This window comes from Pseudomonas sp. GW821-FHT12A04 (assembly GCF_058807755.1).
Genome location: NZ_JBXAQZ010000002.1, coordinates 290,465 through 310,479, shown reverse-complemented (window position 1 = coordinate 310,479; position 20,015 = coordinate 290,465). Strand labels below are relative to the sequence as shown.

The 20,015-nt window shown below is 61.3% G+C and carries 22 protein-coding genes and 1 pseudogene; 11 read left to right on the top strand and 12 right to left on the bottom strand.

Annotation, left to right across the window (positions count from 1 at the left end; translation table 11 throughout):
- The first annotated feature begins 192 nt into the window (after positions 1–192).
- Positions 193–858 carry an FKBP-type peptidyl-prolyl cis-trans isomerase gene (locus AC1RS8_RS04220; RefSeq protein WP_102669349.1) on the top strand — a complete coding sequence of 222 codons (666 nt, stop codon included), beginning with the start codon at positions 193–195 and terminating at the stop codon, positions 856–858.
- Positions 859–919: 61 nt separating this feature from the next.
- Here the strand turns inward: AC1RS8_RS04220 and rsd are convergent, their stop codons facing one another.
- The 8 genes and pseudogenes from rsd to AC1RS8_RS04180 all read right to left on the bottom strand — a co-directional run.
- A complete protein-coding gene (rsd, locus tag AC1RS8_RS04215; protein ID WP_489339435.1) occupies positions 920–1,378 on the bottom strand; it encodes a sigma D regulator in 459 nt (152 codons plus the stop codon).
- A 177-nt stretch (positions 1,379–1,555) separates the two neighbouring features.
- Entirely contained in the window at positions 1,556–2,107 is a 552-nt protein-coding gene (locus AC1RS8_RS04210) for a disulfide bond formation protein B (RefSeq protein ID WP_057712793.1), read from the bottom strand.
- A gap of 263 nt (positions 2,108–2,370) precedes the next feature.
- A complete protein-coding gene (locus AC1RS8_RS04205) occupies positions 2,371–3,609 on the bottom strand; it encodes a heme biosynthesis protein HemY (RefSeq protein WP_090452105.1) in 1,239 nt (412 codons plus the stop codon).
- A complete protein-coding gene (locus AC1RS8_RS04200) occupies positions 3,606–4,769 on the bottom strand; it encodes a uroporphyrinogen-III C-methyltransferase (protein WP_489339436.1) in 1,164 nt (387 codons plus the stop codon). Before AC1RS8_RS04200 ends, AC1RS8_RS04205 begins: the two co-directional genes overlap by 4 nt.
- Before the next feature lie 16 nt (positions 4,770–4,785).
- Complete coding sequence (locus tag AC1RS8_RS04195) at positions 4,786–5,553, bottom strand: uroporphyrinogen-III synthase (protein WP_489339437.1); 768 nt, start codon at positions 5,551–5,553, stop codon at positions 4,786–4,788.
- Positions 5,550–6,491, bottom strand: coding sequence for a hydroxymethylbilane synthase (hemC, locus tag AC1RS8_RS04190; protein ID WP_057712789.1), 942 nt, complete (start codon positions 6,489–6,491; stop codon positions 5,550–5,552). The genes AC1RS8_RS04195 and hemC overlap by 4 nt, the downstream gene beginning before the upstream one ends.
- Before the next feature lie 138 nt (positions 6,492–6,629).
- On the bottom strand, positions 6,630–7,376 hold the full coding sequence (locus AC1RS8_RS04185; RefSeq protein WP_057712788.1) for a LytR/AlgR family response regulator transcription factor: 747 nt from the start codon (positions 7,374–7,376) through the stop codon (positions 6,630–6,632).
- Positions 7,373–7,495, bottom strand: a pseudogene (locus AC1RS8_RS04180) (sensor histidine kinase); the annotation flags it as partial. The pseudogene AC1RS8_RS04180 and the gene AC1RS8_RS04185, both read right to left, overlap by 4 nt.
- Before the next feature lie 342 nt (positions 7,496–7,837).
- On the opposite strand from AC1RS8_RS04180, the gene argH reads away from it, so the two are divergent.
- Positions 7,838–9,232, top strand: a complete 1,395-nt coding sequence (gene argH, locus AC1RS8_RS04175) for an argininosuccinate lyase (protein ID WP_489339438.1) — start codon at positions 7,838–7,840, stop codon at positions 9,230–9,232.
- Between the two features lie 119 nt (positions 9,233–9,351).
- Here the strand turns inward: argH and AC1RS8_RS04170 are convergent, their stop codons facing one another.
- Complete coding sequence (locus tag AC1RS8_RS04170; protein ID WP_150814549.1) at positions 9,352–10,011, bottom strand: glutathione S-transferase family protein; 660 nt, start codon at positions 10,009–10,011, stop codon at positions 9,352–9,354.
- Between the two features lie 124 nt (positions 10,012–10,135).
- On the opposite strand from AC1RS8_RS04170, the gene AC1RS8_RS04165 reads away from it, so the two are divergent.
- The 3 genes from AC1RS8_RS04165 (at position 10,136) to AC1RS8_RS04155 (ending at position 13,914) form a co-directional block, all read left to right on the top strand.
- Positions 10,136–10,420, top strand: a complete 285-nt coding sequence (locus AC1RS8_RS04165) for a hypothetical protein (RefSeq protein ID WP_057712786.1) — start codon at positions 10,136–10,138, stop codon at positions 10,418–10,420.
- A 209-nt stretch (positions 10,421–10,629) separates the two neighbouring features.
- Complete coding sequence (locus AC1RS8_RS04160) at positions 10,630–10,875, top strand: TIGR02647 family protein (RefSeq protein WP_090452110.1); 246 nt, start codon at positions 10,630–10,632, stop codon at positions 10,873–10,875.
- A gap of 195 nt (positions 10,876–11,070) precedes the next feature.
- The gene (locus tag AC1RS8_RS04155) at positions 11,071–13,914 is read left to right on the top strand and encodes a class I adenylate cyclase (protein ID WP_489339439.1); all 2,844 of its coding nucleotides are present in this window, start codon (positions 11,071–11,073) and stop codon (positions 13,912–13,914) included.
- Positions 13,915–13,921: 7 nt separating this feature from the next.
- On the opposite strand, the gene rnk is transcribed toward AC1RS8_RS04155, so the two are convergent.
- The 3 genes from rnk to cyaY all read right to left on the bottom strand — a co-directional run bounded on the left by rnk (position 13,922) and on the right by cyaY (position 15,155).
- Positions 13,922–14,332 (bottom strand): nucleoside diphosphate kinase regulator, encoded by a 411-nt coding sequence (gene rnk, locus AC1RS8_RS04150; protein ID WP_057712783.1) that lies wholly within the window; start codon positions 14,330–14,332, stop codon positions 13,922–13,924.
- Between the two features lie 267 nt (positions 14,333–14,599).
- Positions 14,600–14,818 carry a DUF1289 domain-containing protein gene (locus AC1RS8_RS04145; protein ID WP_079246817.1) on the bottom strand — a complete coding sequence of 73 codons (219 nt, stop codon included), beginning with the start codon at positions 14,816–14,818 and terminating at the stop codon, positions 14,600–14,602.
- Between the two features lie 4 nt (positions 14,819–14,822).
- Complete coding sequence (cyaY, locus tag AC1RS8_RS04140) at positions 14,823–15,155, bottom strand: iron donor protein CyaY (protein ID WP_057712782.1); 333 nt, start codon at positions 15,153–15,155, stop codon at positions 14,823–14,825.
- A 209-nt stretch (positions 15,156–15,364) separates the two neighbouring features.
- Here cyaY and lptM point away from each other — a divergent pair, with 209 nt between their 5' ends.
- From lptM to AC1RS8_RS04110, 6 genes are read left to right on the top strand one after another with little or no spacing between them, the layout of a single operon-like run.
- The gene (lptM, locus tag AC1RS8_RS04135) at positions 15,365–15,541 is read left to right on the top strand and encodes an LPS translocon maturation chaperone LptM (protein ID WP_007980804.1); all 177 of its coding nucleotides are present in this window, start codon (positions 15,365–15,367) and stop codon (positions 15,539–15,541) included.
- Positions 15,542–15,553: 12 nt separating this feature from the next.
- Positions 15,554–16,801, top strand: coding sequence for a diaminopimelate decarboxylase (gene lysA, locus AC1RS8_RS04130; protein ID WP_057712781.1), 1,248 nt, complete (start codon positions 15,554–15,556; stop codon positions 16,799–16,801).
- A gap of 4 nt (positions 16,802–16,805) precedes the next feature.
- A complete protein-coding gene (gene dapF, locus AC1RS8_RS04125; RefSeq protein ID WP_057712780.1) occupies positions 16,806–17,636 on the top strand; it encodes a diaminopimelate epimerase in 831 nt (276 codons plus the stop codon).
- A 13-nt stretch (positions 17,637–17,649) separates the two neighbouring features.
- The gene (locus AC1RS8_RS04120; protein ID WP_489339440.1) at positions 17,650–18,375 is read left to right on the top strand and encodes a DUF484 family protein; all 726 of its coding nucleotides are present in this window, start codon (positions 17,650–17,652) and stop codon (positions 18,373–18,375) included.
- A gap of 2 nt (positions 18,376–18,377) precedes the next feature.
- On the top strand, positions 18,378–19,277 hold the full coding sequence (gene xerC, locus AC1RS8_RS04115; protein ID WP_489339441.1) for a tyrosine recombinase XerC: 900 nt from the start codon (positions 18,378–18,380) through the stop codon (positions 19,275–19,277).
- Positions 19,274–19,981 carry an HAD family hydrolase gene (locus AC1RS8_RS04110; protein WP_090452118.1) on the top strand — a complete coding sequence of 236 codons (708 nt, stop codon included), beginning with the start codon at positions 19,274–19,276 and terminating at the stop codon, positions 19,979–19,981. The genes xerC and AC1RS8_RS04110 overlap by 4 nt, the downstream gene beginning before the upstream one ends.
- Positions 19,982–20,015: the final 34 nt, after the last annotated feature.

Below are 20,015 nucleotides of genomic sequence, written 5' to 3'. Positions count from 1 at the left end.
GGTTTACCTCCTGGCTGAAGTGAGTGCGGCTCATACTAGACCTCTGCTGCAACCGCCGCTAGGGCATGTTGACACTATCGAAAGCGCTGTGTTGCAAAGGATTGAAAAACTTCTGTCTCGGCGCAAAAGCAGTTCACCGTTGCGCGCATTCTCACTGGCATAATCGCCCGCAATTCAGGTCGGAGAGTGCTCATGTCGCGCTACCTTTTTTTATCGCTGTGCGTGTTTTTTTCGGTGGCCCAGGCCGGCGAAACAACGCAGGAAAATGAAGCCCACGATCTCGCATACAGCCTGGGTGCAAGCCTTGGCGAACGCTTGCGCCAGGAGGTTCCCGACCTGCAACTCCAGGCATTGGTCGAAGGATTGCAGCAGGCCTATCAGGGCAAACCACTGGCGCTGAAGGACGAGCAGATCCAACAGATACTGACCGAGCATGAAGCCCGGATCGCCATGCAGTCCGATGAGCCGCAAAGCGAAATGGCACTGGAAAAAGAACAGCGTTTTCTCGCCACAGAAAAAGCCAGGCCCGGCGTGCGCGAACTGGCTGATGGCGTGTTGCTGACCGAGTTGACGCCAGGTACTGGCGCCAAGGCCGGACCGAACGGCAAGGTGCAGGTGCTGTACATCGGTCGATTGCCCGACGGCACTGTGTTCGATCAGAACAGTCAGCCACAGTGGTTCAGTCTCGACAGCGTGATCGCCGGATGGCGCAGTGCGCTGCAAAACATGCCGGTCGGGGCGAAATGGCGACTGGTGATTCCATCGGCTCAGGCCTATGGCGCCGACGGTGCCGGTGACGTGATCGCACCATTCACACCACTGGTGTTCGAAGTCGAACTGCGCGGTGCCACCAGCTGACGATGCAAACGAAAAACGGCGTGCCTTGGCACGCCGTTTCGGGATCTTGCAGGGAAGTGCTTCAGGCCTGAACCGAGTCGGCTTCCTTGTGGGCGGTGTGCAGCACTTCGATCAGGCAGTCTTCCAGTTCAAAGCGCTCATGCAACAGTCCGCCGAGTGTCTTGAACTCTTCGGCGACACACTTACCTGCGTCACACAGGTCATTGAAGGCGAGCAGCTTTTCAGTGATGACGTCGATACGCGGGTAGATGGTCTCGGCGAGCTCCAGGCCACGCGTGTCGTTGAAAGCCTTGGCCTCCCCCGTCAGCTGCTCGTAGATCTCGAAGTGCCCGGCCGATACATAATCGACCAGCACGCCGCAGAATTCCTGCAAGGGCTTGCGGTGCTCACCCAGCGCCTCAGGCTTTGCGCCGAGAGCGTCATAGGCCCCGATCAGTTCGTGTCGTTCCTGCAACCAGCGATCGATCAGCAGGTGCACTCCGCCCCAGCGTTCCTGAGCATTCTGACAACTTTCGAGCATGGTGATCTCTCTTCCCTTGTGGGTCAGCTGCTCTATGCCCGCTCGCCTCTTGTAACGTCGGTGGGCGGTCAGGCAGAGCGTCATCGAGCAACATAATTCCAATGACACGTGCGGGCCAGATTATGCCCGCACGACACTGGCTTCAAGGTACGCAGGCGATAAAGTTCATACAAGTGTTTAATCACCCGCAAAGGCCCGGTGCGACGACTCGCCGCTGAGTGGTCGCTGATAGCCGGTCCAGACCAGTCGCAGCGACTGGTAAACGGCCAGAATCATCATTGCGACGAAGAGCAGCAGGCTCCACTCGGTGAGACTCAGATCGAACAGCGTCCAGGAAATTTCCACACAATCGGCAGCGCCCTTGAACATTTGCTGTACGACCGAAAGCCACGGAGAGTTGGCCAACAGGTCCGCCAGATGAGTCGAGCACGCCGCTACCTGTTCCGCAGGAAGGCTTTGCAGCAGGACCTGTCGCCATGCAGTGACAGTGCCGGCCAGGCTGCAACAAAGACTGAACAGCCAATAGAGAACGTTTCCGATGCGACCGGGGCCATGGACCGAAGCCATCAGGCAGACGCCGGTAAGGAGCGCCAGGCAAAACCGCTGCACAAGACACAAGCCACAAGGCCGCAGGCCGACTGCATATTCCAGGTAGTAGGAAACACCCATCGCCAGGGCACCCGCAATGAAAGCCATGAAAAACAAGGAGCGTGAGCAGGCCAAAGACATGGCTTTTCCGTAAAAGTAGTGACAGACCATTACGGTAGAGGAAAGCGCGACAGCCTTTCAAGGCAAGTGCCCACAGAGACTTCAGCGCAGGTGTAGGGAAATCCCGACGCAGGCGAGAGGATAAAATGTAGTTCTCTGTAGGACTTTGTCTGCGATGAAATTTCGCGACTGAATTTCAACTAATCATCGCACTGCGGCGAGGGTGATTGCCCCCTCGTCGCAGGTCATCGCGCAGGCGCCGGAGCCCGGTGCCTGCGAGTGGGTCAAGCGCCGACTGGCGTTGGCAGAGGGGCCGCGAGCAAGCGCTCATCCAACAACCCCAGGCCTTCCTGAAACAGCTGGTTGCTGCGCTCGGCATCGCCCATTTGCGCCAGCAAGCGTGCCAGCTCGGCACAGGCTTCCGGATTGCGCTGTACACGCAGGCTGCTTTCCAGATAGTCCCGGGCCTTGCCCCACAAACTGTTTTGCAGGCATAGACGACCCAGTGTCAGCAGCAGGCCCGGATCGGCCGGATGGTCCTTGAGCCAGCCTTCGGCGGCCTGCAGCTGGCGGGCAGGATCATTGCCGCGAACCAGTCCGTAGAGACGTGCCAGATGACTGTCGTAGCTGCGCTTGAGCGCGGTGCGCAGCACTTCTTCGGCCTCGACCTGAGCCCCCAGTTGCCGCAACTGCTCGGCATACGCCAGCACCAGTTGCGGCTCCTGACGCTGTGCCGAAGTCAGTTGCTGCCAGGCACGCTCCAGCGATTGCTTCCCCACTGTTCCGTCTTCTTCCCGTTGCGCCGCCAGGGACAGGTTCGCCCCCCAGGCCCGACGCTCCAGCTCGGCGAGCTCCGCCGCCGGCAGGATTTTGTCCTTGCGCAGCTCCGGCAGCAGGCGAATCACTGCCGACCAGTCACCACGCTGCTGAAGCAGGCGCTGCAATTGACGCAGGGTCTGTGCGTTATGAGGATGGCGTTCACGCATGGCTTGCAGGGTGGCCAGGGCGCCTGCGGTATCACCGCGATCGGTCTGTAACTGGGCGTGGCTCAAGGCGATCGCCAACTCGGCCTGGGGCTGACGTTCGAGGGCGCGCTCCAGCAAGTTGTCGCTTTCTTCGTGATTGCCGAGTTCGTTCGCGGCACGGGCAGCGCCGAGGTAGTAAAGCAGCGGCTGACGCTCGGCTTCGGCAGCCCGATGCAAGTGACGTTGCGCGCTGGCCCAGCGACCCTCGGCCAGGTCCAGCTGACCGTGCTCGATCGCCACCTGCACTCGACGGCTGCGGTTACGCCGTGACCACGGATTGACCACGCCACTGGAAGCCATCACCAGTTCGACCAGCGACCTGATGCCCCAGATCACCAGCCAGAGCACAGCCACCAGCGCCAAAGTAGCCCACAGGCTCGACTCATAACGGAAGGTCTTGTAGGCAATCAGCACGTAGCCGGAATGCTCGGCAATCGCCAGCCCCAGCGCAGCGGCAGCGGCGATCACGAGGAACACGATCACATAGAGGCGTCTCATGGCGTGGCCTCCGGCGCGGCGCTCGCGGCAGGCCTGGCCAGTGGCTTGACCGAATCCTCGGCGTTGACGTTGCGCCGCTCCAGGTACCCCTGCACCGCGCTCAGGGTGCCGGTCATATCCGGCGTGACGACGGTGACAGGTTGCACGCTCAACTCGGCCACCTGTTCAAGCATGACTTTGCTTTGTGCGTTGTCCGGATTGAAGTTGCCCTTGAGGATGTCCCGCGCCTCGTCCAGCACTTGGGAGTAAACCGCCGGCTGGCCATTGAGTGCGGCCCACTGTGCCTGCTCCAGCGCCAGGCTCAGGGCCAGGCGTACCTGGCTCAGGCTCTGGCCGGCCAGCAATGGGCGAACGTTCTTGTCGGCATTGAAGTCGATGCGGATGTAGCGCGAAATCTGATCCCACCATTGCGCCCAGCGACTGGCACCGTCGCCATCGGCAGTCAGGCCCAGAAGCGAATCGCCACGGTCCTTGTACTCCGGTGCCAGCTCGGTGAGGCTGGCCACTTGATCGCGCAGCGCACCCAGACGCAGAAACAGCCCGGTGCGATCCGGTTGTTCGGTGCTGCGCAAGGCGATCAGGGTCTTGGCCACCTGCTCGCGAGCGGCAAAGGAGCCCGGATCGTTTTGCTCACGCAGTATCTCGTCGGCACCCTGGACCAGTGCCTGGGCACTGCTGATGTCCTGCAAGGCGGACAGTCGCAGGCTGGCCAGACGCAGCAGGTGCTCGGCCTCGGCCAGACGCCAGTCTTTGCGGCTGGCACCGAGAACGGTTTCCAGCCGTTGGTTCAACCGCTGCTGATCACCTTGCAGCTGAATCACCAGACGACTGCGTGCTTCCAGTTCATCGGCGGGAGGCAATTGCGCCAGGCGTGCGCTCAGGCGCTCCTCATTGAGCTTGAGGTTTTGCGCCTGGTCATTCAGCGCCTGCACCTGGCTCAGTTGCTGCTGATTATTGGCCTGCAGGTGACGCACCTGCCAGACACCCCAACCGCCCACCGCTACACCGGCCGCGCCCAACAGCAGCGCGATGATTGCCAGACCATTGCCTCGACGCTGCCCGGCAGCAGGTGGCGGCGGCGGCATTTCATCAACAGGTGCATCAACAGGTGCATCAAGCACCGGTCGCGAGTCATCTTTAGGCAAGGCTGTTTCGCTCACGTATCCATCCTTTGCATTAGAAAACGGGTACGGGATGCTCCCGTAACGCCGTCAGCAAGGCCGCGGCACTGGCGCCACGACAATCCACAACTGTTTTGGCCCCGGCGGCACGTGCCATCTCGGCAACCCTGGGGCTCGGTACAAACAACGGCAACCGCGCCAACTGCGGCCAGGCATCGCCGGCCAGTTGATGCAGGTGCTCAAAACCTTGTCCACTGCTGACCACCAGCCCGTTCAGGCGTTCCGCCTGGATCCGTTGCGGCAGCAGTGTCGGCGGGTAAATCGGCAATCCCCGGCGGTACAGTTCCAGATACTCGACACTAGCACCAAGCTCACGCAAACGCTCAGCCAGCAACTCGCGCCCGCCCTCCCCGCGCAGGATCAGCACTCGTGCATCGGGTTGTGCGATAGCCTCGCGCAGTCGGGAAAGTTCGAGCAAGGCTTCACTGTCATCGCCTTCTGCCGGGAAGCTCACGTCCAGCCCGTGATCCCCGAGGATCTGCGCGGTCGCCGCGCCGACGCTGAACCACTTCACACCGGGCGGTGTTGGCCAATACCGCTCGAGCAGTTCGACGCCGATCCGGGCGGCCGGCTTGCTGACCACGATGACGGCGCAGAACTGATCCAGCGCCAGAATCACCTGGCGCATTGTGTCAGTGGCCTCAATGGGTATGATGTCCAAAAGCGGCAGACTGTTACTGAATATCCCCTGCTCGGCCAAAAAACTGCTCAGCGCCGCCGCTTCTTCGGCGGGACGCGTCAGCAGCAGGCGCCAGCCGATCACTCGTGACCAGCCTCGCCATAGACCGCTTTGAGGATGGCGTCGGCACCCTGGCTGAGCAGGTCTTCAGCGACTCGTACACCCAATGCCTCGGCATCGCCGCGAGGGGCGCGGGCTTGTGCGCTGAGCAGCAGGCCACCGCCTGGATCGCCCACCAGCCCGCGCAACCAGACCTGGTCACCCTCCAGCACGGCGTAGCAGGCAATCGGCACCTGGCAGCCGCCATTGAGGTGCTTGTTGAGGGCTCGTTCGGCGGTCACGCGGGTGGCGGTGTCCTGGTGATGCAGGGGTGTCAGCAACGCATGGATTTCACTGTCGGCGCTGCGGCATTCGATACCCACCGCGCCCTGGCCACCGGCCGGAAGGCTGTCGTCGACGCTGATGGCCGAGGTGATGCGGTCTTCGAATCCCAGGCGGATCAGGCCGGCAGCGGCGAGGATGATGGCGTCGTATTCGCCGGCATCGAGCTTGGCCAGGCGGGTGTTGACGTTGCCGCGCAGGAAGCGGATTTCCAGATCCGGGCGACGGGTCAGCAATTGAGCCTGGCGGCGCAGGCTGGAGGTACCGACGATGCTGCCCTGTGGCAACTCATCCAGGTTGGTGTAAGTGTTGGAAACGAAGGCATCGCGCGGGTCTTCCCGCTCGCAGATACAGAACAGACCGAGGCCTTCGGGGAAGTCCATCGGCACGTCCTTCATGGAGTGCACGGCGATGTCGGCTTCATTTTCCAGCAGCGCGGTTTCGAGTTCCTTGACGAACAGGCCCTTGCCGCCGATTTTCGACAGCGGAGAGTCAAGCAGCTTGTCACCACGGCTGACCATGGGGACGAGGGTCACCAGCAGGCCCGGATGGGCTGCTTCAAGACGGGCCTTGACGTATTCGGCCTGCCACAGGGCGAGAGCGCTTTTGCGGGTGGCGATGCGGATCTGGCGAGAGGACATGGATCAATCCGTACTGAATAGATATGACGGATAATAACAGCTCAGCCAAATCCACTTTGACTTGTATCAGATACTACTCGGCCTCCCTGGCCCCGGATGTCCGGCAATCGGGTGTGAAATTGGCCTGCGAACAGCTTTTTAAAGCTGTTGCATCATTTTGCGTACCCCAGCCACATGACGACGGCTGACGATCAGCGCATCACCGTTGAGGCCTTTGAGGAACAGCTGAAAATGCCCCAGGGGTGTGCGTTGCAATCGCTCGATACGCTCGCGGGCAACCAGTGCATTGCGATGGATACGCACGAAACGGTCACCGAATTCATCTTCGAGGGCCTTGAGCGGCTCATCGAGCAACACTTCGCCGCTTTCGTGGCGCAAGGTCACGTATTTGTGGTCGGCAATGAAATACACCACCTGATCCAGCGGAATCAGCTCGATCCCTTTACGGGTTCGGGCGCTGATATGGCTGCGCGGGCCGTTGCCGCTTTCGGCAGCAGGGCGGGTCAGGGCGGAGAGCTGGGCACGATTGGGGCGCTCGGCTCTCTTTAATGCGTCATGTAATTGTTCAGTTCTCACAGGTTTCACCAGATAGCCTACGGCGCTGGCCTGTAAGGCTTCCACGGCAAATTCATCGGGCCCGGCGCAGAACACCACGGCGGGGGGAGTTTCGCGTTCACACAACCGAGCAGCCACTTGCAGGCCATCCAGGCCGGGCATGCGGATATCGAGCAGCACGATATCCGGCTTGTGGCTGTCGATCAGTGCCAACGCCTCTTCGCCATTCGTGGCACTAGGCTCCAGGACACTGTACCCCTCGAGTTCGCCAACCATTCGGCTCAGGCGCTCGCGGGCCAAGGGTTCGTCATCAACGATCAGGACATTCATATTGCGCTGGATTCCTGCGTGAGTCTCGCACAAGGATAGCGTAGACAGGTGAAGTGACGTCCGTCACCGCGATCCACGCTAAGACTAGCGCGAGCGTCAAAAAGTGCCGCTGGTCCGGCGGCTAAATTTTCATCTACCGGGCGATTGGCGGCCCAGGCCCGCGTTGGCGATGCATCGCCACAGGGTTTGCTGATACGCAATATGAACACCCCACTCTTTATAGTCAGCGGCTGCACCGAGAAAATGCGCTGATCCTACTGTCCAACTGTAGACGGTTGCCGGGACGATATTGCTCAATTGGAAAATATCGTTCGGCAAAAATGCGTGGCTCTTGCCCCGGCCCGGTCCTTCTCTCCCCAAAAAAAACGTATCGACCAGTGTCAGCGACAGGATTGGCAACCCTGTTATTATCCGCGCCAGCGTTCCACGCCTTCTTACTTCAAGCCGATACGAGCGAATTCATGAGCACTGACAAGACCAATCAGTCCTGGGGCGGCCGCTTCAGTGAACCCGTCGACGCCTTCGTCGCCCGCTTCACCGCCTCCGTCACCTTCGACCAGCGCCTGTATCGCCACGACATCATGGGCTCGATCGCCCACGCCACCATGCTGGCCAAGGTCGGCGTGCTGACCGATGCCGAGCGCGACAGCATCATCGATGGCCTGAACACCATCCAGGGTGAAATCGAGGCCAGTCAGTTCGACTGGCGCATCGACCTCGAAGACGTCCACATGAACATCGAGGCGCGCCTGACCGACCGCATCGGCGTGACCGGTAAAAAACTGCACACCGGCCGCAGCCGTAACGATCAGGTCGCCACCGACATCCGTCTGTGGCTGCGTGACGAGATCGACCTGATCCTGGCTGAAATCACCCGCCTGCAAAAAGGCCTGCTGGAGCAGGCCGAGCGCGAAGCCGCCAGCATCATGCCGGGGTTCACCCACCTGCAGACCGCACAACCGGTGACGTTCGGGCACCACATGCTGGCCTGGTTCGAAATGCTCAGCCGCGACTACGAGCGCCTGGTCGACTGCCGCAAGCGCACCAACCGCATGCCACTGGGCAGCGCGGCGCTGGCCGGCACCACCTACCCGATCGATCGCGAATACACCGCCCAACTCCTGGGTTTCGACGCGGTTGGCGGCAATTCGCTGGACAACGTCTCCGATCGTGATTTCGCCATCGAATTCTGCTCTGCGGCCAGCATCGCGATGATGCACCTCTCGCGCTTCTCCGAAGAGCTGGTGCTGTGGACCAGCGCGCAGTTCCAGTTCATCGATCTGCCCGACCGTTTCTGCACCGGCAGCTCGATCATGCCGCAAAAGAAAAACCCGGACGTGCCTGAGCTCGTGCGTGGCAAGACCGGTCGCGTGTTCGGCGCGCTGATGGGCCTGCTGACCCTGATGAAAGGCCAGCCCCTGGCCTACAACAAGGACAACCAGGAAGACAAGGAACCGCTGTTCGACGCCGCCGACACCCTGCGCGACTCGCTGCGGGCCTTTGCCGACATGGTCCCGGCGATCAAGCCCAAGCACGCGATGATGCGCGAAGCGGCCCTGCGCGGCTTCTCCACCGCCACCGACCTGGCCGACTACCTGGTGCGTCGCGGCCTGCCATTCCGTGACTGCCACGAAATCGTCGGCCATGCCGTGAAGTACGGCGTGGACAGCGGCAAGGATCTGGCAGAAATGAGCCTGGAAGAACTGCGCAAGTTCAGCGACCAGATCGACCAGGACGTGTTCGCCGTGCTGACCCTGGAAGGCTCGGTCAATGCCCGTAACCACATCGGCGGCACCGCGCCGGCGCAGGTGAAGGCTGCAGTGGCTCGCGGTCAGGCGCTCCTCGCCAGCCGCTAAAAGCTTCGCGGGCAAGCCCGCTCCCACAAGGATCCAGTACTTGCCAAAAATCCATGGCAAACAAAGAAACCTGTGGGAGCGGGCTTGCCCGCGATGACTGACTTCAGAACGCCACAGAACTACTTTTTGGCAGCAATCATCGCCATGAACGCCGGCATCGCGGCCTCCCGGTCCGCCGCCACACGCTGCACATTCGGATTCCCCCCCAAAAACTCCAGCAGCGCCTTGGCCTTCGGCATCTCGGCCAACAGATCGATGCCAAACAACTTCTTGGCGACCCCACACGCCAGCGGCACGCTGAACAGGAAATACAGATCCGCCACGCTCAAGCTGTCGCCAGCCACGTAAGGGCTGAATTTGGCATGCCGGCCCAGCGCAGCCATCCCCAGCAACAATTCGGCTTTGGTTTTTTCCTTGATCGCATCCGGCAGGGTCATGCCGAAAAAGGCTTCGGGATAGCAGGCCCGGCCTGGCAATTCGATGTACAGCTCGATTTCCCTGGCCAGTGCCAGCACCTGCGCGCGCTCGAACGGATCGCTCGGCAGCAGCGGCGTGCCTTTCTGGCTTTGCTCGATGTATTCGAGGATCACGCTGGTTTCATTGATGAAGCCCTGCTCTACCTGCAGCACCGGGACCTTTCCGCGAGGGCTGATGGCCAGTGCCTCGGGGCTGGTGCCAGCGTAAAACGGTACTTCTTCGAAGGGCAGGCCTTTTTCCAGCAGCGCCAGTTTGACCATGTTGTAGTAGTTACTGACGGAGAATCCATAAAGCTTGATCATCACAAAGCCTCCAGGCCATGCGGGGTGGGCAGTGCCTGTTTATAGAACGCTGCCGGGATTCTTGCCAGCAGCATCACGCCGCTGAATGCGGGTAAACTGGCCGCCTTTCCCTGAGGAGCCTGCCATGAGCGAGCCAACCGATATCGACAACGACGAAGAAGAGTTCGCCGAAACCACCCTGATCCAGGCCATCGAAAACCAGATCGAAAGCGACAACCCACCGGCTGCCAAGGCGACGTTCAACAAGCTGACGCTGGTGGGTTACGAGCGGGAAGAAATCCTCAACTTGATGGCCCACGTTTTGGCGGTAGAAATCGACGCGATCCTCGAAGAAGACCGCGCGTTCAACACCGAATGGTACGAAGCTGCCCTGCGCGCCTTGCCCGAGTTGCCGCCGGAAAAGCAGTAAGCCCACACATCCCTGTAGGAGCGAGCTTGCTCGCGAAAAACCCGAGAGCGCCACGGGGCATCTGGTTTTACGCATCATCGTTGACGACCTTCGCGAGCAAGCTCGCTCCTACAGAGGAAAAAAACCCTGTCGCGAGCACTGGACATGCCGGACAAGCGGGTTCACCTTAGGGGCGCTGTCGTCCAATTCCTAGAAAGTCTGGAGTCCTTATGTCGCTTACCCCTGAGTTGGTTGCCGAACTGGAAGTCCTCGCACTCTTCAACCTGGACAGTTCCCAGGAAGGTCTGAAAATTCATCAGACCGCTGCCCCGAAACACGTTGCCGCCGCCAAACGCCTCTTTGAAAAAGAACTGACCGACCAGCCTGATGGCGGTTACCTGACCAGCCTGGGTCGTGACGCCGCGCAAAATGTGCAAACCGTGCTGACCATTCTTAACGCCGAAGTAACAGCCTGAATTCTGCCGCATCGCCCACGGAGACCCCGATCCAGGGATTTCCGCGGGCACATTCCCCCTGATTCCTGTCTGCAGCCGATAGAAATCTGACGCCAGAAAAACAAAATCAGCTTAAAAGTCCTCGCCTCAAGGCGCTAAACTGCCCCTCATCCGAAGAGCCCCACGTCCGAGCCCTGCGAGCCGGTTTGAGCTGACATGACGCGCACCCACGAAATCCGCCCCGATCTGGACGAGGGAATCGACCGCAAGGTTCTCAGCCAGCTGCGCGCACGTTTTCTGAAACTCAACGAAGGACGCATGGCTCGCGCCATGGAAGGGTTGTCGACCCGCCAGCAAGGGGTCCTGACCTTGCTGCCGCTGTTTTTCCACGTTAACCATCCGCTGTTGCCCGGTTACGTTTCCGGCAGTACGCCGGCCGGGCTGTCGAATTTCGAGCCGGATGCCAATGTCCTCGCTGAAGCCCAGCGCCTGACCCGCTCGTTTTCCTACAAGCCGCGCCACGGCAGCAACCCGCCAAGGCCGATTCACGGACTGTTCCTGATGGGCAGCCTCGGCACCCTGGCCCAGGCCGACCAGAGCGACATGGATGTGTGGGTCTGCCATGGACCGGACCTGATCGAAAACGAACTCGCCGAGCTGCGCAAGAAATGCCAGTTGCTGGAAGCCTGGGCCGCCAGCCAGGGCGCCGAAGCGCATTTTTTTCTGATCGACCCGAGCCGTTTCGTCCGCGGTGAGCGCGATACCCAGCTGAGTTCGGAAGATTGCGGCACCACCCAGCACTACCTGTTGCTGGACGAGTTTTACCGCACCGCGATCTGGCTCGCCGGGCGCACACCGATCTGGTGGCTGGTGCCGGTCTACGAAGAGTCGAGCTACGACCGCTACACCCATGCCTTGATCTCCAAACGCTTCATCCGTGCCGATGAAACCCTCGACCTCGGCAACCTGGCCTACATCCCGCCCGGCGAATTTATCGGTGCCGGGCTCTGGCAGTTGTTCAAGGGCATTGAGTCGCCCTACAAGTCGGTACTCAAGCTGCTGCTGACGGAGGTTTACGCCAGTGAACACCCCAGGGTCCATTGCCTGAGCCTGCGCTTCAAGCAAGCGGTGTTCGCCAACCGCCTCGACCTCGACGAACTGGATCCGTATGTCGTGGTGTATCGGCGCATCGAGGAATACCTGATCGCCCGCAACGAACCGGAACGGCTGGAACTGGTGCGGCGCGCGTTGTACCTGAAGGTCAATCGCAAACTCACCGGCAACAGCCGCACCCAGAGCTGGCAGCGCTCCTTGCTCGAACGCCTGGCCCATGAATGGCACTGGGACCAGCGTCAACTGACCCTGCTCGACAGCCGCAGCCAGTGGAAAGTCCGCCAGGTCAGCTCCGAGCGGCGGGCACTGGTCAACGAGCTGAACTACAGCTACCGCTTCCTCAAGCAGTTTGCCCGTCACGAACAAACGGTCAGCCGCATCAACAAGCGCGACCTGAGTGTCCTCGGCCGCCGCCTGTACGCCGCTTTCGAGCGCAAGGCCGGTAAAGTCGAATTCATCAATCCCGGCATCGCCCCGGACCTGGCTGAAGACACCCTGACGCTGGTGCACGCACCGAACAGGAAAGAGCCGGGGCAAAGCCAGTGGGGCTTGTACAACGGCAGCCTGACGGCACTGGAGTGGGAGCATTTCGCGCCGATCAAACGCAGCCGTCACTTGCTCGAACTGCTGACCTGGTGCCACCGCAATGGCGTGATCGACAGCAGTACCCGCCTGGCCTTGCACCCCGGCACCAGCGACTTGAGCGAATTCGAACTGTTCAACCTGCTCGGCAGCCTGCAACAGACCATCGCCCTGCCCTTGCCCACCGTCGCCGAGGAACCTCTGTTGCGCGCCAGCGTGCCGAGTGAAGTGCTGATCCTGGTGAATGTCGGCATCGATCCGCTCAAGCACCATCGCGACCTGAACATCCTCATGACCACCGAACGCACCGACTCCCTGAGTTACGCGGGTGTCCGGGAAAATCTGGTGCTGACTCTGGACCAGGTCACGCTCAATAGCTGGAACGAAGTGCTGGTTGGCCGTTACGACGGCCCCCACGCCCTGCTCGACTGCATCCGCGACTACCTCAACAACCTGCCGGCCGGGCCGCAACAGCCGAAGCTGCGAGTGCGTTGCTTCTGCCATAACCGCGCGCAGTTCATTGCCCAACGGGTCGAGGAAATCCTCGATACCGCACAGAACCTGCTGCTGAGCCGGCTCAATCATCGTTACCTGATCCAGGTCCAGCAGCACTACCACGTGCTGGAGTTGGTGCCGGGCCAGGTCCAGCACATCGCGCTGGCCACTCTGCCGGCACTGATCGATTACCTGGGCGAAGAAATGGCGAGCTACAGCCCGTTGCACCTCGATCCGAAGGCACTGGAAGACCACGACCTCGCGCTGTTCCTGCCAACGGGCCAACCGGACTGCATTCAAGTGTTCTATAGGGTCAACGAAGATCAGGCTGATCTGTACGTGCTCGATGAGTTCAACGCCCTGTGGCAGCAACGCCTGCCCTGGCACGATGAGCAAAGCCTGCTGGTGCCGCTGCAGCGTTTCCTGCAATCGATCCAGTACCGTCGCGATGCCTTGCTGCCAATGGACGCAGCCCACCCCTTGAACCTCGACACCCTGTATTGCCAGTTGCTGCCGTCAGGCCCCGGCCGGGCACGCCGCATCGAAGCCCGGCCGGTGCCGCAGACGCCAGTGAACAAGCCGTTCTACGACGTGCAGGCGATTGTCGGCAAAGCCGCACCGGGTCAGGTGCAGGTGACGCTGTATTGCAATCAACGGGAGTTTTCCGAGCTGGAACATGGCGACCAGTTGTTCCGCGTGGTCGCCCGGGAAATCGTCGGGCAGCGCCGGGAAACCGAACGCTACCGCTGCTACATCACCGACCTCGACCTGTCAGGCCTGCTCGGCGAAGGTCAGAGTTCCACCCATCTGTACCTGCGCTACAAAGCCGACCTGGAGCACGCATTGAACGAGGCGCTCGATCAGGTCTGAGGGGGAGTCACTCCGGGAACGCGCCGCCATTGGCCGGCTGCGATTCGACTTCCAGCAGTGTCAGCTTCAGGGTCTTGCCGCCCGGAGCCGGCCAATCGATGTGCTGGCCAACCTTCAGGCCGAGCAGCGCACTGCCCACCGGCGCCAGGATCGAGACCTTGCCTTCGTCGGCATTCGCATCCTTGGGGTACACCAGGGTCAGGTGGTAGTCCTTGCCACTGCCTTCTTCGCGGCAATGCACTCGGGAATTCATGGTCACGACATCCGCCGGCACTTCATCGTGGCCGACCACGGTATCGGCGCGATCCAGTTCGGTTTGCAGCGCAATAACGCCCGGCAGCGTGTCGTCCAGGCTGTCGATCAGACGCTCCAGACGCTGGACGTCCAGACGGGTAAGGGTGATGGAAGGTGAGGTCATGATCTGGGCAGACTCCTTTCTTCTGCACGAAAAAAGCAAAACCCCGCCAGAAAAAGGCGGGGTTTTCACAAGCCTCGATGGGTTGAGGCGTTTCTGGACACTATCACAGCTCAAAAAATATACAAGTCATGGCCAAACCGACGCTATGGACTTGTAGAGAACTCCTGTGGCGAGGGGGCTTGCCCCCGTTCGGCTGCGCAGCAGCCGTAAAAACTTGGGGCCGCTACGCGACCCAACGGGGGCAAGCCCCCTCGCCACAATGACTCACTAGACTGAAGCTTTGCGGTGGGCAGCCTGCGCACAAATCACCCGCCTACGCTCGTCATCAGCCGAGCGCCACTCACGAATATCTTCGACATGGCGGAAGCAGCCCAGACACACTTTCTGCTCGTCCAGCCGGCACACACCGCTGCAGGGCGACGGTACCGCCGGGCTGACATTGCTGTAGAGCGGTTTGGGCGCACGGACAGGCGCAGGCTGGGTCACGATCTCACAGGCCTTCGAAATCGAGTTCGACACCGGCCTGCTGCTGGACGATACGCTCAAGCATTTCACCCAACTGCTCTTCGCTCTTGTCGCACATCCAGCGCTCGCTTTCTTCGTCGTAGTCGAAGTGGAAACCACCGGATACCGCTGCCAGCCACAGCTGGCGCAGCGGCTCCTGGCGACTGAAGATCAACTGGCTGCCGTTCTCGAACTTGACCGTCAGCACACCGGCCGAGCTTTCGAGGTCGATATCCAGGTCGCTCTCGTCAAAGATGTCCTCCAGGGATTGCTGGGTGGCATCGACCAGGTCATGGAAACGCGCTTCGGACAAACTCATTACGGCAACCTCAAAAAGTGTCTGATCAGGCTCAAGCGCCGCAAGATACGACCGAGCTCCGTCGATTGCAAAGGATAACGACCTGTGGGATTGCATGATACCGACCGGCATCGGGCCGAGCCCCGCCGGACGGGCGGTCCGTTGCATAGGCAAGCTGCCGGGTGGCCGGTATACTCCGGCGCAATTAATGCATTTTCAAGGATTTCGCCATGAAGCGCCTGATCTCTTCCCTTGCTGCGCTCCTCGCGGTTGCCTGCCTTGTGTCGGCCTGCGGTCAAAAAGGCCCGCTGTACCTGCCCGATGAAGACCAGGACCCTGTGGAGCAAGCCAAGTCGTCGCAGCAGCAGCCTGCCTCCAAAGCACACAAGCACGACGTCTACCAATAATAAGGGAACCTCATGGACGCTTTTAACTACCGTGACGGTGAACTGTTCGCGGAAGGTGTTGCCCTGTCTGCCATCGCCGAGCGCTTTGGTACACCCACCTACGTTTACTCGCGCGCGCACATCGAAGCCCAATACCTGGCTTACGCCGATGCGCTGGTCGGCACACCGCACCTGGTGTGCTACGCGGTCAAGGCCAACTCCAACCTGGGCGTCCTGAATGTCCTGGCGCGTCTTGGCGCCGGTTTCGACATCGTCTCCCGTGGCGAGCTGGAACGCGTACTGGCCGCTGGCGGCAGCGCCGACAAGATTGTGTTCTCCGGCGTCGGCAAGACCCGTGACGACATGCGTCGCGCCCTGGAAGTCGGCGTGCACTGCTTCAACGTCGAATCCACCGACGAGCTGGAACGCCTGCAGGTGGTCGCCGCCGAACTGGGCGTTCGCGCGCCGATTTCGCTGCGCGTGAACCCGGACGTCGATGCCGGCACCCACCCGTACATTTCCACCGGTCTCAAAGAGAACAAGTTCGGCATCGCCATCGCCGACGCCGAAGACGTGTACGTGCGTGCCGCGCAGCTGCCGAACCTGGAAGTGGTCGGCGTCGATTGCCACATCGGCTCGCAACTGACCACCCTGCCGCCGTTCATCGACGCTCTCGACCGCCTGCTGGGCCTGGTCGATCGCCTTGGCGATTGCGGTATCTACCTGCGCCACATCGATCTCGGTGGTGGCCTGGGCGTGCGATACAAGGACGAGGAGCCGCCACTGGCTGCCGACTACATCAAGGCCGTGCGCGAACGTCTCGACGGTCGTGACCTGGCGCTGGTGTTCGAGCCGGGCCGCTTCATCGTCGCCAACGCCGGCGTGCTGCTGACTCAGGTCGAGTACCTCAAGCACACCGAACACAAAGACTTCGCCATCGTCGACGCCGCCATGAACGACCTGATCCGCCCAGCGCTGTATCAGGCCTGGATGGACGTCACTGCCGTGAGCCCGCGCACCTCCGCTGCCCGCGCCTACGACATCGTCGGCCCGATCTGCGAGACCGGCGACTTCCTGGCCAAGGATCGTCAGCTGGCGCTGGAGGAAGGCGACCTGCTGGCCGTGCATTCGGCCGGTGCCTACGGGTTTGTCATGAGTTCCAACTACAACACCCGCGGCCGTGCCGCAGAAGTGTTGGTGGACGGTGATCAGGCATTTGAAGTGCGTCGCCGTGAAACGGTAGCCGAGTTGTATGCTGGCGAAAGCCTGCTGCCGGAGTAAAACCATGCTGCTGCGTTTTACCAAGATGCACGGCCTGGGCAATGATTTCATGGTCCTCGACCTGGTCAGCCAGCACGCGCACATTCTGCCCAAGCATGCCAAGCAATGGGGTGACCGGCACACCGGCATCGGTTTCGACCAGTTGCTGATCGTTGAAGCGCCGAGCAACCCGGACGTGGATTTCCGCTATCGGATCTTCAACTCCGACGGTTCCGAAGTGGAACAGTGCGGCAACGGTGCGCGCTGCTTCGCCCGTTTCGTGCTCGACAAGCGCCTGACTGCAAAACGTGTGATTCGCGTCGAGACCAAAAGCGGCGTCATCGAGCTCGACGTGCGTAACGACGGCCAGATCAGCGTCAACATGGGCGCCCCGCGCCTGGTACCGGCGGATATTCCGTTCCAGGCACCGGAGCAGGCCAAGAGTTATCAGGTCGACGTCGACGGCACCCCGGTCGATCTGGCCGCCGTGTCCATGGGCAACCCCCATGCCGTGCTGCGGGTCAGCGATATCAACAACGCGCCGGTGCATGAGCTGGGCCCGAAAATAGAACATCACCCGCGCTTCCCGGCACGGGTCAATGTCGGTTTTCTCCAGGTCATCGACCGGAGCCGCGCGCAATTGCGCGTCTGGGAACGTGGAGCCGGGGAAACCCAGGCTTGCGGAACCGGCGCCTGTGCCGCCGCAGTGGCCGCGATCAGCCAGGGGTGGATGGATTCGCCGCTATTGATCGACCTGCCTGGCGGGCGCTTGTCCATCGAATGGGCAGGCCCTGGCCAACCGGTGATGATGACCGGCCCGGCAGTGCGCGTATATGAAGGACAAGTGCGTCTTTGAGTGAGCGAAATCCATGACCGACAAGCCTCAGGTACCCGCACGACAAGCTGACGAATCACCGTCCGAAAGCCTCGAGGCGGCGGCTGTAGCCGCGTACCTGGAGGCTCATCCGGACTTCTTCGTCGAGCACGAAGAACTGCTCCCGTCCCTGCGTATCCCCCATCGGCGCGGCGATACCGTGTCGCTGGTCGAGCGTCAGATGACCATCCTGCGCGACCGCAACATTGAACTGCGTCATCGCCTGTCGCATTTGATGGACGTGGCCCGGGACAACGACCGCCTGTTCGAAAAGACCCGTCGCCTGATCCTGGCATTGATGGATGCTGCCAGCCTGGAAGACGTGGTGATGTGCGTCGAAGACAGCCTGCGCCAGGAATTCCAGGTGCCCTTCGTCAGCCTCATCCTGCTCGGCGACAACGCCATGCCGGTGGGCCGCTGGGTCACCCACGCCGAAGCTCAAGTGGCCATCGGCGGTTTGCTCTCGGAAGACAAAAGCGTCAGCGGCAGCCTGCGCGAGCATGAACTGGACTTCCTGTTCGGCGAAGAACAGCGCAAGCAGATCGGCTCCACCGCGGTTGTCGCCATCAGCCACCAGGGTATCCACGGCATCCTGGCCATCGCCAGCCGTGATCCGCAGCACTACAAAAGCTCGGTGGACACCTTGTTCCTGAGCTACATCGCTGAAGTCATGGGTCGCGTGCTGCCACGGGTCAACAATTCCCTGCGCTCGGTACGCTGAACATGGAACGACAACTGGACGCTTACTGCGAACACCTGCGCAGTGAGCGGCAGGTGTCGCCGCACACACTGTCGGCTTACCGCCGCGACCTCGATAAAGTGCTGGGCTGGTGCGTCAAACAGAATATCGGCAGCTGGACGGCGCTGGACATCCAGCGCCTGCGTAGCCTGGTTGCCCGTCTGCACGCCCAAGGCCAATCGTCCCGCAGCCTGGCGCGATTACTGTCAGCCGTTCGCGGGCTCTATCACTACCTGAACCGCGAAGGCCTGTGCGACCACGATCCGGCCAATGGCCTCGCACCGCCCAAAGGCGAACGCCGCCTGCCGAAAACCCTCGACACCGACCGCGCCCTGCAGCTGCTGGAAGGCGGGGTCGAGGATGACTTTCTGGCACGTCGGGACCAAGCGATTCTCGAGCTGTTCTATTCCTCCGGCTTGCGGCTTTCGGAGCTGACGGGGCTTAATCTCGATCAGCTCGATCTGGCTGACGGCATGGTCCAGGTGCTCGGCAAAGGCAGCAAGACCCGCCTGCTGCCGGTAGGAAAAAAGGCCCGCGAAGCGCTGGAGCAGTGGCTGCCATTGCGAACCATGGCCAACCCGGCGGACGATGCGGTGTTCATCAGCCAGCAAGGCCGCCGCCTCGGCCCCCGGGCGATCCAGGTGCGGGTCAAGGCTGCCGGCGAGCGCGAACTGGGGCAGAACCTGCATCCGCACATGTTGCGACACTCCTTCGCCAGCCATTTGCTGGAATCGTCCCAGGACCTGCGCGCGGTGCAGGAACTGCTCGGACACTCGGACATCAAGACCACACAGATCTACACCCACCTGGACTTCCAGCATCTGGCAGCCGTCTACGACAGCGCCCACCCACGGGCCAAACGCATGAAAGGCGACGATTCATGAGTATTCAGTTGATCACCTTCGACCTCGACGACACCCTGTGGGACACCGCCCCGGTGATCGTCAGCGCCGAAGCCGTTTTGCGTGAATGGCTGACCGAGCACGCGCCCAACCTGGGAGCAGTGCCGGTGGAACATTTGTGGGCCATTCGTGAGCGCGTATTGAGCAACGAGCCCAGCCTCAAGCACCGCATCAGCGCCCTGCGTCGGCGGGTACTGTTCCATGCACTGGAAGAGTCCGGTTATGGGCACGACGAAGCCTCGGACCTGGCGGACAAGAGTTTTGAAGTATTCCTGCATGCCCGGCATCAGATCGAAGTGTTTCCGGAGGTCGAACCGACCCTGGAAATCCTCGCCAATCATTACGCCCTCGGCGTGGTCACCAATGGCAACGCCGATGTGCGTCGGCTGGGCCTGGCGGATTACTTCAAGTTTGCGCTTTGCGCCGAAGACATCGGCATTGCCAAACCCGATGCGCGATTGTTCCAGGAGGCCTTGCAACGCGGTGGCGTGACCGCTGAATCGGCGGTGCACATTGGCGATCATCCAGGTGATGACATTGCCGGTGCGCAGCAGGCGGGAATGCGGGCGATCTGGTTCAACCCGGCGGGCAAGGTCTGGGAAGCCGAACGGTTGCCGGATGCGGAGATTCGCAGCCTGAGCGATTTGCCGGCATTGCTGGCGCGGTGGAATTCGGTATCGAACTGACAAAAAACCCGTGGGAGCGAGCTTGCTCGCGATG

Coding starts and splice junctions, on each gene's coding strand:
- AC1RS8_RS04165 (WP_057712786.1), top strand. CDS start 10,136: ATGAGCGAGCCAACCGATATCGACAACGACGAAGAAGAGTTCGCCGAA.
- rsd (WP_489339435.1), bottom strand. CDS start 1,378: ATGCTCGAAAGTTGTCAGAATGCTCAGGAACGCTGGGGCGGAGTGCAC.
- xerC (WP_489339441.1), top strand. CDS start 18,378: ATGGAACGACAACTGGACGCTTACTGCGAACACCTGCGCAGTGAGCGG.
- hemC (WP_057712789.1), bottom strand. CDS start 6,491: ATGTCCTCTCGCCAGATCCGCATCGCCACCCGCAAAAGCGCTCTCGCC.
- AC1RS8_RS04170 (WP_150814549.1), bottom strand. CDS start 10,011: ATGATCAAGCTTTATGGATTCTCCGTCAGTAACTACTACAACATGGTC.
- lptM (WP_007980804.1), top strand. CDS start 15,365: ATGAAGCGCCTGATCTCTTCCCTTGCTGCGCTCCTCGCGGTTGCCTGC.
- AC1RS8_RS04205 (WP_090452105.1), bottom strand. CDS start 3,609: ATGAGACGCCTCTATGTGATCGTGTTCCTCGTGATCGCCGCTGCCGCT.
- AC1RS8_RS04185 (WP_057712788.1), bottom strand. CDS start 7,376: ATGAATGTCCTGATCGTTGATGACGAACCCTTGGCCCGCGAGCGCCTG.
- AC1RS8_RS04220 (WP_102669349.1), top strand. CDS start 193: ATGTCGCGCTACCTTTTTTTATCGCTGTGCGTGTTTTTTTCGGTGGCC.
- lysA (WP_057712781.1), top strand. CDS start 15,554: ATGGACGCTTTTAACTACCGTGACGGTGAACTGTTCGCGGAAGGTGTT.
- AC1RS8_RS04155 (WP_489339439.1), top strand. CDS start 11,071: ATGACGCGCACCCACGAAATCCGCCCCGATCTGGACGAGGGAATCGAC.
- AC1RS8_RS04110 (WP_090452118.1), top strand. CDS start 19,274: ATGAGTATTCAGTTGATCACCTTCGACCTCGACGACACCCTGTGGGAC.
- argH (WP_489339438.1), top strand. CDS start 7,838: ATGAGCACTGACAAGACCAATCAGTCCTGGGGCGGCCGCTTCAGTGAA.
- dapF (WP_057712780.1), top strand. CDS start 16,806: ATGCTGCTGCGTTTTACCAAGATGCACGGCCTGGGCAATGATTTCATG.
- cyaY (WP_057712782.1), bottom strand. CDS start 15,155: ATGAGTTTGTCCGAAGCGCGTTTCCATGACCTGGTCGATGCCACCCAG.
- AC1RS8_RS04160 (WP_090452110.1), top strand. CDS start 10,630: ATGTCGCTTACCCCTGAGTTGGTTGCCGAACTGGAAGTCCTCGCACTC.
- rnk (WP_057712783.1), bottom strand. CDS start 14,332: ATGACCTCACCTTCCATCACCCTTACCCGTCTGGACGTCCAGCGTCTG.
- AC1RS8_RS04120 (WP_489339440.1), top strand. CDS start 17,650: ATGACCGACAAGCCTCAGGTACCCGCACGACAAGCTGACGAATCACCG.
- AC1RS8_RS04210 (WP_057712793.1), bottom strand. CDS start 2,107: ATGTCTTTGGCCTGCTCACGCTCCTTGTTTTTCATGGCTTTCATTGCG.